This window comes from Allokutzneria sp. NRRL B-24872 (assembly GCF_002155965.1).
Classification (GTDB): Bacteria; Actinomycetota; Actinomycetes; order Mycobacteriales; family Pseudonocardiaceae; genus Allokutzneria.
In genome coordinates this window covers 24,366-40,129 of sequence record NZ_MUMH01000048.1, presented here as the reverse complement: position 1 = coordinate 40,129, position 15,764 = coordinate 24,366, and the positions used below count along the sequence as shown (strand labels likewise).

General features: G+C 71.1%; 17 protein-coding genes. 13 read left to right on the top strand and 4 right to left on the bottom strand.

Annotated features, from left to right (window positions below):
• The first annotated feature begins 146 nt into the window (after positions 1–146).
• From CCN37_RS13805 to CCN37_RS13760, 10 genes are all read left to right on the top strand, one after another.
• Positions 147–1,934 (top strand): acetyl/propionyl/methylcrotonyl-CoA carboxylase subunit alpha, encoded by a 1,788-nt coding sequence (locus CCN37_RS13805; RefSeq protein ID WP_086821153.1) that lies wholly within the window; start codon positions 147–149, stop codon positions 1,932–1,934.
• Positions 1,916–2,833 carry an HAD family hydrolase gene (locus tag CCN37_RS41500; RefSeq protein ID WP_086821152.1) on the top strand — a complete coding sequence of 306 codons (918 nt, stop codon included), beginning with the start codon at positions 1,916–1,918 and terminating at the stop codon, positions 2,831–2,833. The genes CCN37_RS13805 and CCN37_RS41500 overlap by 19 nt, the downstream gene beginning before the upstream one ends.
• Before the next feature lie 70 nt (positions 2,834–2,903).
• Entirely contained in the window at positions 2,904–3,383 is a 480-nt protein-coding gene (locus CCN37_RS13795) for a DUF1707 domain-containing protein (protein ID WP_086821151.1), read from the top strand.
• Complete coding sequence (locus tag CCN37_RS13790; RefSeq protein WP_086821150.1) at positions 3,376–3,819, top strand: DUF1707 domain-containing protein; 444 nt, start codon at positions 3,376–3,378, stop codon at positions 3,817–3,819. Before CCN37_RS13795 ends, CCN37_RS13790 begins: the two co-directional genes overlap by 8 nt.
• Before the next feature lie 35 nt (positions 3,820–3,854).
• Positions 3,855–4,451 (top strand): DUF1707 domain-containing protein, encoded by a 597-nt coding sequence (locus CCN37_RS13785; protein ID WP_086821149.1) that lies wholly within the window; start codon positions 3,855–3,857, stop codon positions 4,449–4,451.
• A 4-nt stretch (positions 4,452–4,455) separates the two neighbouring features.
• Positions 4,456–4,995, top strand: a complete 540-nt coding sequence (locus CCN37_RS13780; protein WP_086821148.1) for a GNAT family N-acetyltransferase — start codon at positions 4,456–4,458, stop codon at positions 4,993–4,995.
• Between the two features lie 21 nt (positions 4,996–5,016).
• Complete coding sequence (locus CCN37_RS13775; protein WP_086821147.1) at positions 5,017–5,598, top strand: DUF3558 domain-containing protein; 582 nt, start codon at positions 5,017–5,019, stop codon at positions 5,596–5,598.
• Between the two features lie 128 nt (positions 5,599–5,726).
• Complete coding sequence (locus CCN37_RS13770) at positions 5,727–6,131, top strand: transcriptional regulator (protein ID WP_246843026.1); 405 nt, start codon at positions 5,727–5,729, stop codon at positions 6,129–6,131.
• Between the two features lie 32 nt (positions 6,132–6,163).
• On the top strand, positions 6,164–7,216 hold the full coding sequence (locus tag CCN37_RS13765; protein WP_086821146.1) for a PPE domain-containing protein: 1,053 nt from the start codon (positions 6,164–6,166) through the stop codon (positions 7,214–7,216).
• Positions 7,213–8,013, top strand: coding sequence for an ESX secretion-associated protein EspG (locus tag CCN37_RS13760; RefSeq protein WP_086821145.1), 801 nt, complete (start codon positions 7,213–7,215; stop codon positions 8,011–8,013). Before CCN37_RS13765 ends, CCN37_RS13760 begins: the two co-directional genes overlap by 4 nt.
• A 47-nt stretch (positions 8,014–8,060) precedes the next feature.
• On the opposite strand, the gene glpD is transcribed toward CCN37_RS13760, so the two are convergent.
• Entirely contained in the window at positions 8,061–9,776 is a 1,716-nt protein-coding gene (gene glpD, locus CCN37_RS13755) for a glycerol-3-phosphate dehydrogenase (protein ID WP_246843039.1), read from the bottom strand.
• 286 nt (positions 9,777–10,062) lie between these two features.
• Here glpD and CCN37_RS13750 point away from each other — a divergent pair, with 286 nt between their 5' ends.
• Both CCN37_RS13750 and glpK read left to right on the top strand, forming a co-directional pair.
• On the top strand, positions 10,063–10,797 hold the full coding sequence (locus tag CCN37_RS13750; RefSeq protein WP_086821143.1) for an MIP/aquaporin family protein: 735 nt from the start codon (positions 10,063–10,065) through the stop codon (positions 10,795–10,797).
• Positions 10,798–10,844: 47 nt separating this feature from the next.
• Positions 10,845–12,359 (top strand): glycerol kinase GlpK, encoded by a 1,515-nt coding sequence (glpK, locus tag CCN37_RS13745; RefSeq protein WP_086821142.1) that lies wholly within the window; start codon positions 10,845–10,847, stop codon positions 12,357–12,359.
• A gap of 59 nt (positions 12,360–12,418) precedes the next feature.
• On the opposite strand, the gene CCN37_RS13740 is transcribed toward glpK, so the two are convergent.
• Together CCN37_RS13740 and CCN37_RS13735 are read right to left on the bottom strand one after the other, a co-directional pair.
• Positions 12,419–12,601: a hypothetical protein gene (locus CCN37_RS13740; protein ID WP_086821141.1), complete on the bottom strand. Its 183-nt coding sequence runs from the start codon at positions 12,599–12,601 to the stop codon at positions 12,419–12,421.
• A gap of 159 nt (positions 12,602–12,760) precedes the next feature.
• The gene (locus tag CCN37_RS13735) at positions 12,761–14,164 is read right to left on the bottom strand and encodes an NAD(P)H-quinone dehydrogenase (protein WP_086821140.1); all 1,404 of its coding nucleotides are present in this window, start codon (positions 14,162–14,164) and stop codon (positions 12,761–12,763) included.
• A 136-nt stretch (positions 14,165–14,300) separates the two neighbouring features.
• Between CCN37_RS13735 and CCN37_RS13730 the strand changes: the two genes are divergently transcribed.
• The gene (locus CCN37_RS13730; protein WP_086821237.1) at positions 14,301–14,756 is read left to right on the top strand and encodes a gamma-glutamylcyclotransferase; all 456 of its coding nucleotides are present in this window, start codon (positions 14,301–14,303) and stop codon (positions 14,754–14,756) included.
• Here the strand turns inward: CCN37_RS13730 and CCN37_RS13725 are convergent.
• On the bottom strand, positions 14,705–15,646 hold the full coding sequence (locus tag CCN37_RS13725; protein ID WP_086821139.1) for a hypothetical protein: 942 nt from the start codon (positions 15,644–15,646) through the stop codon (positions 14,705–14,707). The genes CCN37_RS13730 and CCN37_RS13725 overlap by 52 nt on opposite strands.
• Positions 15,647–15,764: the final 118 nt, after the last annotated feature.

The following is a 15,764-nucleotide window of genomic DNA, read 5'->3' as shown; positions in this document are numbered from 1 at the left end:
CGTCTGAATGGTTACCGGGCGGGAACGGCAACTGCAACGACGTCTGCGCGACACGTGAGGTTGCTCTCCAGTAGCCCCCCTCACCTGGACCCTAGACTCGCCGACGCGCGAGTCTGTTGACCGACGCGTCGTCACGAGGAGGTGCGGTGTCAGTGAGCAGCGACACGCAGGGCAGGGCCATCACCAAGGTGCTCGTAGCCAACCGCGGCGAGATCGCGGTGCGGGTGATCAGGGCCTGCCGGGACGCGGGACTGGCCAGCGTGGCCGTCTACGCCGACCCCGACCGCGACGCTCCCTTCGCCAGGCTCGCCGATGAGGCGTTCGCGCTGGGCGGCAGCACCGCCGCCGAGTCCTACCTCAGCGTGGACAAGCTGCTCGACGTCGCCAAGCGCGCGGGCGCCGACGCGGTGCACCCGGGCTACGGCTTCCTCTCGGAGAACGCCGACTTCGCCCAGGCCGTGATCGACGCGGGCCTGACCTGGATCGGGCCGACCCCGCAGGCGATCCGCGACCTCGGCGACAAGGTCACCGCGCGGCACATCGCGATGCGCGCGGGTGCCCCACTGGTCCCCGGCACCAAGGAGCCGGTCAACGGCCCCGAGGAGATCACCGCCTTCGCCTCCGAGCACGGGCTGCCGATCGCGATCAAGGCGGCGTTCGGCGGCGGCGGTCGCGGCCTCAAGGTCGCCCGCACCATGGAGGAGATCCCGGAGCTGTTCGACAGCGCGGTCCGCGAGGCCGTCGCCGCTTTCGGCAGGGGCGAGTGCTTCGTCGAGCGCTACCTGGACAAGCCGCGCCACGTCGAGGCCCAGGTGCTCGCCGACCAGCACGGCACCGTGATCGTGGTGGGCACGCGCGACTGCTCGTTGCAGCGCAGGCACCAGAAGCTGGTCGAGGAGGCCCCGGCGCCGTTCCTCAGCGAGGAGCAGCACCGCAGCATCCACGAGGCCGCCCGCGCGATCTGCGCCGAGGCGGGCTACCACGGCGCGGGCACGGTGGAGTTCCTCGTCGGCCTCGACGGCACGATCTCCTTCCTGGAGGTCAACACGCGGCTCCAGGTCGAGCACCCGGTCAGCGAGGAGACCACCGGCATCGACCTCGTGCGCGAGCAGTTCCGCATCGCCGCCGGGGAGAAGCTGCGCTTCACCGAGGACCCGGCGCCGCGCGGGCACTCCATCGAGTTCCGGATCAACGGCGAGGACGCGGGCCGCAACTTCCTGCCCGCGCCCGGCACGGTCACCACGTTCGTCGCACCCGCCGGCCCCGGTGTCCGCGTCGACGCGGGCGTGGAGTCCGGCAGCGTGATCGGCGGGCAGTTCGACTCGTTGCTGGCCAAGCTGATCGTCACCGGCGAGACCCGCGAGCAGGCCATCGAGCGGGCCCGCCGCGCGCTGGAGGAGATGGTCGTCGAGGGCATGGCGACCGTGCTCCCGTTCCACCGCGCGATCCTGCGCGACGCGGCGTTCACCGAGAACTTCACCGTGCACACCAGGTGGATCGAGACGGAGTTCGACAACCAGATCGAGCCGTTCGGCGGCGCGGCCCCGGCCGAGGACGTCGACGTGCCCCGGCAGAGCGTCGTGGTCGAGGTCGGCGGCCGTCGCCTGGAGGTCACCCTGCCCGGTGACCTGGCGATCGGTGGCGGCAACGGTGGCGGTGCCGAGGTGAAGGCCGCGCCGCGCAAGCGTTCTGGCGGCAAGGCAGCGGCCGCCGCCTCCGGTGACGCGGTCGCCGCGCCGATGCAGGGCACCATCGTCAAGGTCGCCGTCGAGGACGGTCAGCACGTGGAGGCGGGCGACCTGCTCGTGGTGCTGGAGGCCATGAAGATGGAGAACCCGGTCACCGCGCACAAGGCGGGCACCGTCACGGGACTCACCGCCGCCCCCGGCGACGCCGTCGGGCAGGGTGTCGTGCTGTGCGAGGTGAAGGACTGAGCGGGCGTCCCAGCCTGCTGCTGCTCGACCTGGACGGGGTGCTGCGGGACTTCGGTCCTGCGGCGTCCGTCGAGGACGACCACGACCTGCCGAGGGACAGCCTGGCCGCCGCGGCCTTCGCGGCCGACGTGCTGGGCCCCGCGATCGAGGGCCGGATCGACGCCGAGCGGTGGTGGGCGGCCGCACGCGACCGGCTCGTCGCTGATCACTCCACTGTGGACAGTGAGCGGGCCGGTGCCGCGATGCGCGCGTTCATGCGGCCCGGCGAGGTCGTTCCCGAGGCGCTGGAGCTGGTCCGCCGGGTCCGCGCGGGCGGCTGCCGGGTGGCGCTGCTGACCAACGCGACGAGCCGCCTCGATGCCGATCTCCGGCTGCTCGGCCTGGACCGCGAGGTGGACGCGGTGGTCTCGTCGGCGCGCATCGGCAGGGCCAAGCCGGACCCCGAGGCGTTCCGCCGGGCGCTGCGCGTGCTCCAGCACTCGCCGTCGGCCACGCTGTTCTGCGACGACACGGCGGAGAACGTCGAGGCGGCCGCCGCGCTCGGCATCGACGCCGCGCACGTGCCGACGACCGCCGCGCTGCGGGAAGCGCTCAGCTCCCGCGACCTGCTCGACACCGGATCACACGAAGGGGAGTCCACAGTGGACGAAGAGTCTCCGTTGCTGGTGGTGCTGCACGAGAAGGACGAGGCGGAGGACGTCGCCGACCAGCTGCTGCGCGAGGGCTGGGCGCCGTGCACGGTGCACAAGCAGCTGCTGGCGGGCGAGGACGACGCCGAGGACGCGGACTGGGTCGTCCTGGTCGAGACCACCCCGGAGGGCCTGCCCGCGGTCTGCTCGAAGGACGCACTGGAGGACCTGGCCGACCTCCGCGACGGCTTCGTCACCGACGCGGGCTGACCACCCGGACGAGGGGCACTGGCCGATCGGCCGAGGGGCGGCGGGTCCGGTGCTGGCTAGCGTCGTGCGCATGACGCAGCCGCTGGACCCGCAGACCCGCATCGGTGACACCGAGCGGGCGGAAGCGCAACGGATGCTCGGCGAACACCTGGAGGCCGGCCGCCTGAGCTCGGAGGAGTACGGGGAGCGCGCCGCGCTCGCCGGGACCGCGAGGTTCGCCGCCGACCTGCTGCCGCTGTTCGCCGACCTCCCCGGTCACCACCGCAGCCCGGCCCCGATCTCCTTCATCCCGCCGCAGCAGCAGCCGCAGCGGATGGCGAGCGCTCAGCTCAGCCCGCCGATCCAGGCGCTGATGATCTCCGCGGTCGTGTTCATGGTCGGCTGTGTCGGCGCGTTCGGGCTGACGGTGATCTCCGGGCTGTCCTCGCGCGGGCTGTTCCAGCTCGTCGCGGTCGCCGGAGTGCTGTCCACGATGCTCTTCGTCGCGCTCGGCCTGGTGCGCATGCTGCGGCCGGGTCCCTCCCGCCCCTACGATCAGCAGGGTGGGTGACTCTTCCTCCCCGGACATCCGGATCGGCGACGTCGAGCGCGCGGACGCGCAACGGCTGCTCAACGAGCACCTGACCGCGGGCAGGCTGACCCCGGAGGAATACGGGGACCGCGCCACCCAGGCCGCGGGCGCCCGCACCCAGGGGGACCTGATCCGGCTCTTCACCGACCTGCCGGCTCCGCACCCCGCGTTCGGCGTGCCGAGGGCGGTGGACGTGCACACCCCGCCGCCCCCGCCGGCGTCCTACGCGCCGAGGATCGAGCACCCGCTGCCCGCCAAGCGCGGCCCCAGCACGTGGATGATCGCGGCGGTCACCGTGCCGATCATCGTGCTCGGCGTCGTGGTCACCATCCTCGGGACGTTCGGGTCGAGCTCGTTCCTGATCGGCCTGCTCGTGGTCGGCGTCGTGCTGATGCTGTTGTTCGGCGGAGGCTGACCGGCGGCCCGCGAGCGCGCCTACCATTCATTCTTGTGAGCGAACCCGATCCCTCCCTGCTCCGCGTCGGTGACACGGAACGGGAAGCCGCCGTCCAGGCCCTCGGCAAGCACTTCACCGCCGGGCGGCTGGACGTCGACGAGTACGGCGAGCGCACGGCGAAGGTCACCACCGCACGCACCCAGGGCGAGCTGCTGGCCGTCTTCGCCGACCTGCCGGAGCCGCACCCCGATCTCAGCGGGCTCGTCCCCCGCTCCGCCACCGCGCCCGCCGTTGTCGAGGACGCCGGTGACGAGCTGGACGTGCCGGACCAGTCGAAGGCGCAGCGGATCACCGCGGGCGTCATGGCGGTGTCCTGGGTCGCGGTCGTCCCGCTGTTCTTCCTGCTCGGTACGTGGATGGTCTTCCTGGCTCCGCTCGCGCTGTCGCTGTTCCTCGGCGCGGTGTGGGGGCCGCACTGGAACAACCCGGAGGAGCGCGCGAAGCAGCGGCGCAAGCACCTCAAGCGGCAGCTCAAGCACCGAGAGATGCACGACGAGATGCGGCGTGAGGTCCACGAGCACCACCGCGAAGTGCGCGATCTGCACAGAGAACGACGGCGCGAGCTGCGACGCTCCGACGACGAGGACTGAGCCCGTGGAGCCGATCGAGATCAACGCGGGCAACCACTACCTGCGGGCGCTGCGCGCCGATGACCGGCTGGACGACCGGCCCGCGCTGGTGAGCGCGTTCGCCGACGAGGCGATGCGCCGCTGGATCTACCACTACAGCGTGCCCGACCTCGAAGCCGCCGGGCGCTACGTCGCGCTGCGCACCAGGGAGTGGGCCGATGACGAGCGCTGCTCGTGGGCGGTCGCGGAACCGACGACGGGCGAACTGCTCGGCGAGGTCGGGCTGAAGAACCTCGACCTGGACGCGGGCACCGCCGAGGTGGCGTGCTGGACGCACCCGCGGGTCAGGGGCCGGGGCATCATGACCGAGGCGATTGGCGCCGCGACGCGCTTCGGCTTCGGGGCGCTGGAGCTCAAGGAGATCCGCTACGCCCACGCCGAGGGCAACACGGCCTCCGCCCGGGTCGCGCACAAGTGCGGCTTCACCCTGCTCGGCCAGCTCCCCGGGCAGACCGAGGTCGACGGCCAGCCCGCGCCGCTGGTGGTCTGGCGACTGCGCCTGTAGGGCGTCGCTACCGTACGCCGCATGCGCGCGCTCGGAGTTCTCATCGCGGTCCTGCTCGTCGCGGGGTGCTCGGCGGCTCCCGGCGAGGGCGCGAAGCCGAAGCGGACCCGGGTGGACGAGCCGCTGCCGACGACGGCGCCGATCTCGCTGCCGCCGCGTCCGCGCGAGGTCAAGCTCGACCGCGCCGACCCGTGCAAGCTGCTGACCGCCGCGCAGCGCAAGGACCTCGGCATGGACCGCCCGCCCCAGTCGGGCACGAACCCGAACATGGGCGATGCCAAGGTCTGCGACTTCCGCGACAGCACCCGCGCGCTCTCCGTGCGCATCGGTCTCGTGGTCATTCAGGGCGTCGAGGTGTGGCTGGACGAGACCGCGCAGGCCGACGTGACCCAGACCCAGATCGGCGAGTTCCCCGCGGTCGTGGTGCGCACCGCCGCGCAGACCGGCTTCTGCAACGTCGACGTGGACGTCGCCGCCGGGCAGTTCCTGGACGTCCAGTTCGGCAACGCGGGCAGCGCTCACCCACCGTCGCTGGAGCAAATGTGCTCCCGCGCTCAGGAGGTTGCCCAAGCCGCCATGCGCACCCTGATCAGCGCAAAGTGAGTGACACGGTGCGGTGAGCGACTAGCCCGGTCCGGCGGTCGTCACAGGAACCGTTCCACGTGATCACGGACAGTCGCTACAGTGACCCCGGCAAGACGTCCGCGCGCGCTAGGGATCGGGAGTGCACCGTGCCGTTCTCCAACGCCCCGAAGGGCGACCTGTCGCGCCAGCTGGCCGACTCCGAGGCGATCTCCGGTGGCTCCGCCGGGCAGCGGATGAAGGTCGAGAAGTCCGCCATCCCGACCATGCGCAAGGCGTTCCAGCGCGCGCTGGACCGGCTCACCCCCGAGGTCGGCCAGGCCCGCTCCGACCTGCGCATCCGCCCGTGGGCCGGTGACCCCGTCAGCGCCGAGGCCGCCGAGCGGTTCAACGACCGCTCAGTGGACAGCGGTGAGGCCGCGCTGGGCGCGCTGGAGGGCTACCAGCAGCAGCTGAACAACGCCGTCAGCGCGCTGGAGCAGATCGAACGCGGCTACCGGCGCATGGAGAGCGGCAACCGGGACCTGATGGACGGCAAGCAGTCCGGCTGCTGACCCCGACTTCCGCGCTCGCAGGAGGCGAAGAGATGAACGCCGACCACCGCTGGCTGGGCTACTCGCACGAGGAGCTGTACTCGCAGCTGCACAGCGGGCCGGGCCCCGCCGCGTCGGCGACCTCGATCCGGCGCTGGTCGGAGATGTCGAAGGCGCTCGACGACATCGATTCCGACATCAAGACCGCGCTCGCCAGGGGCGGCTCGTCCTGGGAGGGCAAGGCCGCCGACGCCGCGCAGGGCAGGCTCAACCCGCTCGTGCAGTGGGCGCGCGATGCCAAGGCGGGCGCCGAGGTCATGCGCCTGTCCGCCGAGCGGCAGGCCGAGCACATCGGCAAGGCGCGCGCCGACATGCCGCAGCCGGTCAAGGTCAGCGCCGAGGAGCCCGGCGCGCTCATCACCGGGCTGGTGCACCTCTTCGGCGGGCAGACCGACTACGAGGTCCAGGAGGCCGCGCGCTCGGCCGCGCACAACCAGGCCGTCGAGGTCATGTCCGCCTACCAGACCAAGACGACCAGCAACGTCAGCACGCTCGGGCAGTTCACCCAGCCGCCGCAGCTGACCGTCGAGCCGATGAACCCGCGCGTCGAGGGCGCTCCCGTGCACGGGCACGGTCGACCGGTCACGCAGCCGAAGGGCGGCACGCTGCCCACCCAGCGCACTCCGGGCAGCCGTGGCGGCACCGCCCAGCCCACGCGTCCGGTCACCGGCTCACAGGCCGCGAAGCAGATCACGCCCGGCCCGCGCGTGGTGGCGCCGACCGCCACGCACGCCAGCCCGCCGCCAGCCGTGCGCCCCGCCGCCGCGCTGCCCTCCGTCCCGTCTCCGTCCCCCGCCGCGCCGTCGACGCCGCTGGGCGTGGTCACGCAGACCTCCGCCGTCTCGCTGCCCACGCCGCAAGCTCCACCGCCCAGCACCTTCAGCGTGATCGGCGTCGAGCAGGTGCAGTCCGGCACCGCGTTGGCCGGTGTTTCCGCCCGGCGCGAGGAAGACCGCGAGCACCGGCGCGCCGACTACCTGGTCGAGACCGACGACGTCTTCGGTGACTCCTTCCTCGTCGCCCCACCGGTGATCGGCGAGTCGTGACCCTCTTCGGCGAGGCCCCTTCCAGGGAGGTCGTGCTCTCCCCGGTGGAGTTCGACGTCCTCTGGAGCCACCTGGGCCTGCCGGAGATGCCGTTGGTGATCAGGGTTCCCTCGCCGGGAAAGACGCACCAGGAGCGCGCGGAGCTGGAGCACGCCGTGTGGGACGGCATCGGCGCGCGCGGCCTCGGCAGGCCGATCCAGTTGGACGCCGAGCTGGAGCGGATGCTGGAGGTGCTGGCGCTGCCCGACCGCGAGGTCGACGGCCGGGTGTGGCTCGGGCGCAGCGTCCGCGTGCTCGCAGCCGCCCGCGACGGCGACGGAGTGCTTGCGGTGCTTGAAGGTTCTCACTTGCGGCTGCGCCAGATCGCGGACTTCGGGCTCCCCCGCACGGCGTTGTCCGTGCTGCCAACGCTGCCCGCCGGGACCGGGCGGTCGATCACGCTGCCCAGTTCCGACCTGGACGCGGCGGCCGCCCAAGCGGGCAACTCCGTGGAATCACTCGAAGCCGCGCTGCGCCAGTACGGGGTCCGCGCCGAGGACGCCAACGCACTGTCCACTGTGGTCGGTGACGTCGGTGATCGCGGCCAGTTCGGTGTCGCCGCAAGGGATTCACACGGCAAGCGGCACCGCGCTGACCGGGTGATCGGCTTCTTCGACACCCCGGCGGGCCGCTACCTCCAGACGCGCAGCGCCTCGCCGAGCGGCGTTCCGTGGAGCACGATCTCGCCCGCCGACGTCCGCAGGCTCACCCAGCACCTGGACGAACTGCTCGCCGAACTGACAGATCCCGATCTGTAGCAAGAGAAAGGGGCGCCCCTGGCGGGAGGCGCCCCCTCATCGTCACATCACTTCGAGGTCGGTTCCAGCATCTGCTGGCGAGCCTCGGGTGCGGCCGTGCGCTTGGCGTCGGCGGCCTGATCATCGGGCTGCGTCTGGGAATCCCGCTCGGCCTCGACCCGCGCGGTGTAGACCTCCACCTCGCGCTTGATCGTCTTGTCGTTCCAGCCGAGCACGCCCGCCATCAGCTCGGCCACCTTCTCGGCGCACTCCACACCGCGGTGCGGGTACTCGATGGAGATCCTGGTGCGCCTGGTGAGCACGTCCTCCAGGTGCAGCGCGCCCTCGTGGCTGGCCGCGTAGACCACCTCGATCTGGAGGTAGTCCGGAGCGCCGGGCACGGGCCGCAGCAGCTCGGGCTTGCCGTCGGCCTCGGCCAGCACCTCGTGCACCAGCGAGCCGTAGCGGTCCAGCAGGTGCCGCACGCGGTACGGGTGCAGGCCGTGCTTCGTGGCGAGCTGGTCGGCCTGGTTCACCAGCGCGTGGTAGCCGTCCGCTCCGACCAGCGGCACCTTGTCGGTGATCGACGGCGCGATCCGGCCGGGCAGGTCCACCGCCGCGGCGTTGATCGCGTCTGCTGCCATCACGCGGTAGGTCGTGTACTTGCCGCCCGCGATGGCCACCAGGCCCGGGGACACGCGCGCGACCGCGTGTTCGCGGGAGAGCTTGGAGGTGTCGTCGCTCTCGCCGGAGAGCAGTGGCCGCAGACCCGCGTAGACGCCCTCGATGTCGTCCTTGGTCAGCGGCGTCGCGAGCACCGTGTTGACCTGGTCGAGGATGTAGTCGATGTCCTGCTTGGTCGCGGACGGGTGCGCGAGGTCCAGGTTCCAGTCGGTGTCAGTGGTGCCGACGATCCAGTGGTTGCGCCACGGGATCACGAACAGCACGGACTTCGCGGTGCGCAGGATCATTCCGCTCTCGGAGACGATCCGGTCGCGCGGGACCACGATGTGCACGCCCTTGCTCGCCCGCACGCGGAAGCGCCCGCGGCTGCCGGAGAGCTTCTGGATCGCATCCGTCCACACGCCGGTGCAGTTGATGACCGCGTGCGCCTGGACCTCGGTCTCCTCACCGGTCTCCACGTCGCGCACGCGCACGCCGCAGACCCGGTCGGACTCGCGCAGCATCCCGATCACCTGCGTGGACGTCCGCACGACCGCGCCGTAGTGCGCCGCGGTGCGCGCCACCGTCATGGTGTGGCGCGCGTCGTCGGCCTGCGCGTCGAAGTAGCGGATGCCGCCGATGAGCGCGTCCCGCTTCAACGCGGGCACCATGCGCAGCGCGCCGGCCCGCGTGAGGTGCTTCTGGCCGGGCACCGAACGCGCGCCGCCCATCGTGTCGTAGAGCATCAGACCTGCTGCGGTGTAAGGCCGCTCCCAGAGCCGGTGCGTCAGCGGGTAGAGGAAGCTGACCGGCTTCACCAGGTGCGGCGCCAGGCGGGTGAGCATCAGCTCCCGTTCCCGCAGCGCCTCTCGGACGAGGCCGAACTCCAGTTGCTCCAGATAGCGCAATCCGCCATGGAAAAGCTTGCTGGAGCGGCTGGAGGTCCCCGAAGCGAGGTCGCGCGCCTCGACGAGGGCGACCCGCAGGCCGCGCGTCGCCGCGTCCAGCGCCGCTCCGGCGCCGGTCACACCACCGCCGATCACCACGACGTCGAACTGCTCGGAACCGAGCTGCTGCCAGCTCCGTTCCCGGTCGGCGGGGCCGAGCTCGGCCGCACCCACCGAAGGTGTCGTCCTGCCGGTCGAACCTCGTGCTTCCCGCTTCGCCACGCGGCATCGCCTCCCTGAGCCCGGCTGGCGTATTGGACCAGCAATCACGCTACTCGGCAGTCCGATCGGACGAACACCCATGTCATCGGGGTAACGGAATCACTCGGTTCAGAAAGAAGGCGTGGACACGAACTCTCCTCCGGAAGTACGGTCCGCCGAGTTCGAGGATGCGCCGCCGCACCCTGACGTGGGTCGCGCTGTCGCATGTGGACCCAAGCACGACAGCGGAGGGGCTGCGATGACTGGCGGAGAGATCTTCGTCTGGGAACTGATCGGGACGGCGATCCTGATCCTGCTGGGTGCCGGAGTGGTGGCCAACGTCACCCTGAAGGACTCCCTCGGCAACAACGGCGGCTGGCTGCTGATCAACTTCGGCTGGGGCTTCGCGGTCTTCGCGGGCGCGAGCATCGCCGCCCCCAGCGGCGCGCACCTCAACCCGGCGGTGACCCTCGGCCTCGCCGTCGCGGAGAAGGTCGAGTGGGGCCAGGTCCCGATCTACGTCGCCGGGCAGATGGTCGGCGCGTTCCTGGGCGCGGTCCTGTGCTGGCTCACCTACAAGCTCCAGTTCGACAACCACGACGCGCCGGAGAACACCCTCGGCATCTTCTCCACCGGCCCGACCGTGGACAACAAGCCGTGGAACGTGGTCACCGAGGTCATCGGCACCTTCGTGCTGGTGCTGTGGATTCTGCTCAGCCCTGGCGCCAAGACCGTCGACGGCGTGCTGTCGCTGGGCAACTCCGCGCTCGGCTACGCGGCCGTGGCCTTCCTGGTGATCGGTATCGGCAACTCACTCGGCGGGCCCACCGGTTACGCGATCAACCCGGCCCGCGACCTCGGCCCGCGCCTCGCCTACGCCGTGCTGCCGATCAAGGGCAAGGGCGCGGCGAACTGGGGCTACTCCTGGGTCCCCGTCGTCGGCCCGCTGATCGGTGGCGCACTGGCCGGTCTGCTCGCAGTGGCGCTGGTCTGATCCGACCCGCCCGTTCCCGCCAGTCAACGCAGAAAGGCGACAGCGCAATGACGCAGTACGTGGCAGCGATCGACCAGGGCACAACCTCCACCCGCTGCATGATCTTCAACCACTCCGGCCGGGTCGTGTCCTCCGACCAGGTCGAGCACGAGCAGATCTTCCCGAAGGCCGGGTGGGTCGAGCACAACGCCGAGGAGATCTGGGAGAACACCCGCCGGGTCGCCGCGGGCGCGCTCGCCAAGGCCGACCTCACCACGGCCGACGTCGTCGCGGTCGGCATCACCAACCAGCGCGAGACCGCCGTGGTGTGGGACCGCGCCACCGGCAAGCCGGTCTACAACGCGATCGTCTGGCAGGACACCAGGACCGACAAGATCTGCGACCGCCTCGCCGGGCTCGGCGGCGGGCAGGAGCGCTACCGCGACAAGACCGGTCTGCCGCTGGCCACCTACTTCTCCGGCCCGAAGATCGCCTGGATCCTGGAGAACGTCGAGGGCGCGCGGGCCAAGGCCGAGGCGGGCGATCTGCTCTTCGGCAACATGGACACCTGGGTGCTGTGGAACATGACCGGCGGGGTCGACGGCGGCGTGCACGTCACCGACCCGACCAACGCCTCGCGCACCCTGCTGATGGACCTGGACACGCTGTCCTGGGACGCCGAGATCGCCAAGGACATGGACATCCCGCTGTCCATGCTGCCGGAGATCCGCTCCTCCTCCGAGGAGTACGGCAAGGTGCGCGAGCGCGGTGCGCTGGCCGGGATTCCGATCGCGGGCATCCTCGGCGACCAGCAGGCCGCCACCTTCGGCCAGGCCTGCCTGTCCCCCGGCGAGGCCAAGAACACCTACGGCACAGGCAACTTCGTGCTGCTCAACACCGGCACCGAGAAGGTGCTCAGCGAGAACGGCCTGCTCACCACGGTCTGCTACAAGATCGGGGACAGCGCCCCGGTGTACGCGCTGGAGGGCTCGATCGCCGTCACCGGTTCACTGGTGCAGTGGCTGCGCGACAACCTCGGCCTGATCAGCTCCGCCGCCGAGGTGGAGGAGTTCGCCAAGACCGTCGAGGACAACGGCGGCGCCTACATCGTGCCCGCGTTCTCCGGGTTGTTCGCGCCGTACTGGCGCTCCGACGCCCGCGGCGCGCTCGTCGGCCTGACCCGCTACGTGAACAAGGGCCACATCGCCCGCGCGGTCCTGGAGGCGACGGCCTTCCAGTCGCGCGAGGTGATCGAGGCGATGAACGCCGACTCCGGTGTCCCGCTGACCTCGCTCAAGGTCGACGGCGGCATGGTGGTCAACGAGACGCTCATGCAGTTCCAGGCCGACATCCTCGGCGTCCCGGTGATCCGCCCGGTGGTCAACGAGACCACGGCGCTCGGCGCGGCCTACGCGGCGGGCCTCGCGGTCGGTTTCTGGGCGTCCGAGGACGACATCCGGGCGAACTGGGCCCAGGACAAGCAGTGGGAGCCGGCCATGGACGACAAGGTCCGCGACCGGGAGTACCGCAACTGGAAGAAGGCCGTCACCAAGACCTTCGACTGGACCTCCGAAGACGACTGAGCGGACTGAACACGCGAAAGGGGCGCCCTCACGGGGGCGCCCCTTTTCCTTGCCCTGCTTCAGTTGTCGCCCTGCGAGCGGCTGCGGTAGGTGGCCACGACCACCCCGCCGCAGAGCCCGAGCGCGAGCACGCCGAACAGCACGGCGGTGATCAGTTCCCCCGCGACCGAGGCCGAGGGGACGAGGAGGAAGACGGCGATCGCGGACACGACAAGGCCCGCGAGCGCGGTACGAACGCGCACGAAGTACTCCCGGAAATGTGATGACGAAGCGAATCCGGCCCCCTGCCGAACCCGTGCACTCACAAGACGCGAACACTCCGCCGGTCGTTGCCGACTGTGACCCATCACCAAGCGCGGCAACCGAACCGGCCGCCGCGACGTGGAATGTGGTTGTTGCGCCTAGTCCAGGTCGTCGTGCCGCATCAGGCGACGCCCGGCTTCGGTGATCGTCCCGGACAGCGACGGGTACACCGAGAACGTGAACGCCAGGTGCTCGACGGTCAGCTGGTTCTGCACCGCGAGCGCGATCGGCAGGATCAGCTCGCTGGCCGTCGGCCCGACCACGACGCCGCCGATCACCACACCGGTCTGCGGGCGGCAGAAGAGCTTCACGAAACCGCGGCGCAGACCCTCCATCTTCGCCCTGGCGTTGGTGGCCAGCGGGAGCATGATCGTGCGCGCGGGCACCTTGCCGGAGTCGATCGCCTCCTGGCTGATGCCCACCGTGGCGATCTCGGGGTGGGTGAACACGTTGGCGGCGACGGTCTTGAGCTTGATCGGCTGCACGCCCTCGCCCAGCGCGTGCCACATCGCGATGCGGCCCTGCATGGCCGCGACCGAGGCGAGCATCATCAGCCCGGTGCAGTCACCGGCCGCGTAGACGCCGGAGACGTTGGTGCGCGAGACGCGGTCGACCGGGATGAACCCGCCCTTGCCCAGCTCGACGCCGACGCTCTCCAGGCCGATGTCGCCGGTGTTGGGCACCGAGCCGACCGTCATCAGCGCGTGGCTGCCCTCGACCATCCGCCCGTCGGCCAGGTAGACCTGCACGCCGTCCTTGGTCCGCTCGACCCGGTCGGCGCGGGCATACTTGATCATCGCGGTGCCACGCTCGGTGAACACGTCCTCCAGCACGGCGGCGGCGTCGGCGTCCTCGTGCGGCAGCACGCGGTCCCGGCTGGAGACCACGGTGACCTTCACGCCCATCTCGGTGTAGGCCGAGGCGAACTCCGCGCCGGTGACACCCGAGCCGATCACGATCAGGTGCTCGGGCAGTTCCGGCAGGTCGTAGATCTGGCGCCAGGTGAGGATGCGCTCGCCGTCGGGCTTCGCACCGGGCAACACGCGCGGGCTGGCACCGGTGGCGATCAGCACCACGTCCGCGAGCAGCACCTCGGAGTTGCCGTTGAGCATCTCCACCGCGATCCGGTGCTGCGCGAGCCCGGGAGCGTCGTCGCAGAAGCGGGCCCGGCCGGAGAGGATGCGCACGCCCTCGCGCTGCAACCGCGCCCGCACGTCCGCGGACTGCGCCAGCGCCAGGCCGCGCACCCGGCCGTTGACGACCGGCAGCTCGACGCCGACCTCGGAGTCGTCGCTGCGAATGCCCAGCTCGTCGGCGGCGCGGAAGGCCGCGCGGGCCCCGGAGGAGGCGATGAAGGTCTTCGAGGGCACGCAGTCGTAGAGCACGCACGAACCGCCGACACCCTCGTCCTCGACGACGGTCACGTCGGCCCCGTGCGGCGCGGCGACCAGCGCCGCCTCGTACCCGGCAGGTCCGCCGCCCATGATCACGATGCGGGTCACGGAAGAATCCTCCTAGAGCAACTGGCACTCCTACGCCGAGCGCGTCAACCGTACGCGCTACCCGAACGGTGCGAGCCGGGTGTCCGAGATGCCCGACGGGTCCCATCCGTTGATCGAGGTCGCTACTCTGTCTCTCGTGCCGCTCTACGCCGCGTACGGCTCCAACATGGAACCGGACCAGATGAAACAGCGAGCCCCGTACTCGCCGATGTCGGGGACCGGCTGGCTCGTCGGCTGGCGACTGACCTTCGGCGGTGAGGACCTGGGCTGGGAGGGCGCGCTCTCCACCATTGTCGAGGAACCCGCGTCGCAGGTCTTCGTCGTCCTCTACGACGTCAGCCCGGAGGACGAGGCCCGCCTCGACCGCTGGGAGGGCAAGGAGCTGGGCCTCTACAAGAAGATCCGGCTCCGGGTGCAGACCCTGGAGGGGTCGACGCTGGCCTGGCTGTACGTCCTCGACGCCTACGAGGGCGGTCTGCCGTCGGCCCGCTACCTCGGCGTGGTCGCGGACGCGGCCGAGGCCGCCGGTGCGCCCGACGACTACGTCAACGACCTGCGCACCCGCCCGTGCTCGGGGCTCGGCCCCACCTGATCGCAGCCCTTGCGGCGGAACACGGCCCGCAACCGGGTCGTGAGCGCCGTCGGGTCGCGCAGATCGGCCGGTCCGGCCCACACGCCGGTCCAGCCCAGTTCGGTGAGCCGCCGGTCCTGTCCGGTGTCCTGGGCGAGTTCTCGCGCGACCTCTGGCGGATGTCGTCCGGGATCTCGGTAGCCCAGGGCTATTCCCAGCTCCGGCCAGGCCAACGGGACTCGGGGCCCGCCGGGGACGTCGTGCCGCACCTCCGGCGCCGGCAGACCGGCATCGACCACGAGCAACCGCAACGCGCTCTCCTCAGCGGTCTCGGCGCGTTCGGTGATCAACTCGACCATGGCCAGCGCGCCCGCCACCCCGCGCCGGTCCACCCGCTTGTCGAGCCGCTCCCGCAGGTGCTTCTGGAAGGCCGGTCGCAGGTCCTCCGGCAGCGTGCGCATCAGCTGGTCGGCGCAGGCGAGCGCGGTGGGCCTGGGACCGGTGCACAGCAGCTCGGCGAAGACGATCTCCGGCGCGAGCACCGGTAGGTCGTCGAGTTCCACCACGTCCTCCGGCCCGAACGCGGCGTGCTTGACCAGCAGTCCGGGTCTGCTCCGGGGCAGTCGCGCGGTGGGGACGGTGACGTGCACCCGGCGTGTGTCCGCCGCTGAGCAGCCGTACATCGCCGCCGCGGTGAACCCCGAGAGCACGGCTCCGGGGCCGATGGCGATCAGAGCGGCGCTGGCCATCGTCTTGGGATCGCCCATGCGTTCACGCGGGATGACGACTCCGCGCCAGGGCTGGACCAGCCTGCCGTAGCGCAGCGCGTGGCGGAGCTGGTGCTCCCCGAGGACGTTCAGCAGTGAGCTGTAGCTGTAGGCCCAGTGCCAGGGGTTCGGTCGTTTCGGCATGCATCGACCATGCGCCCTCCGAGAGCTCGCCGATGACGCGATCGGCCAGTCTGTGGACAAGTGGGGGCGATGTGGACAACTAGCCGCACCTGCTGGGAAAAGGGGCAGCCTGGCCGCC

Bases quoted from the DNA above. Each gene is read 5' to 3' on its own strand.
- glpK (WP_086821142.1), top strand. From the start codon at position 10,845: ATGACGCAGTACGTGGCAGCGATCGACCAGGGCACAACCTCCACCCGC.
- CCN37_RS13765 (WP_086821146.1), top strand. From the start codon at position 6,164: ATGAACGCCGACCACCGCTGGCTGGGCTACTCGCACGAGGAGCTGTAC.
- CCN37_RS13775 (WP_086821147.1), top strand. From the start codon at position 5,017: ATGCGCGCGCTCGGAGTTCTCATCGCGGTCCTGCTCGTCGCGGGGTGC.
- CCN37_RS13795 (WP_086821151.1), top strand. From the start codon at position 2,904: ATGACGCAGCCGCTGGACCCGCAGACCCGCATCGGTGACACCGAGCGG.
- CCN37_RS13725 (WP_086821139.1), bottom strand. From the start codon at position 15,646: ATGCCGAAACGACCGAACCCCTGGCACTGGGCCTACAGCTACAGCTCA.
- CCN37_RS13750 (WP_086821143.1), top strand. From the start codon at position 10,063: ATGACTGGCGGAGAGATCTTCGTCTGGGAACTGATCGGGACGGCGATC.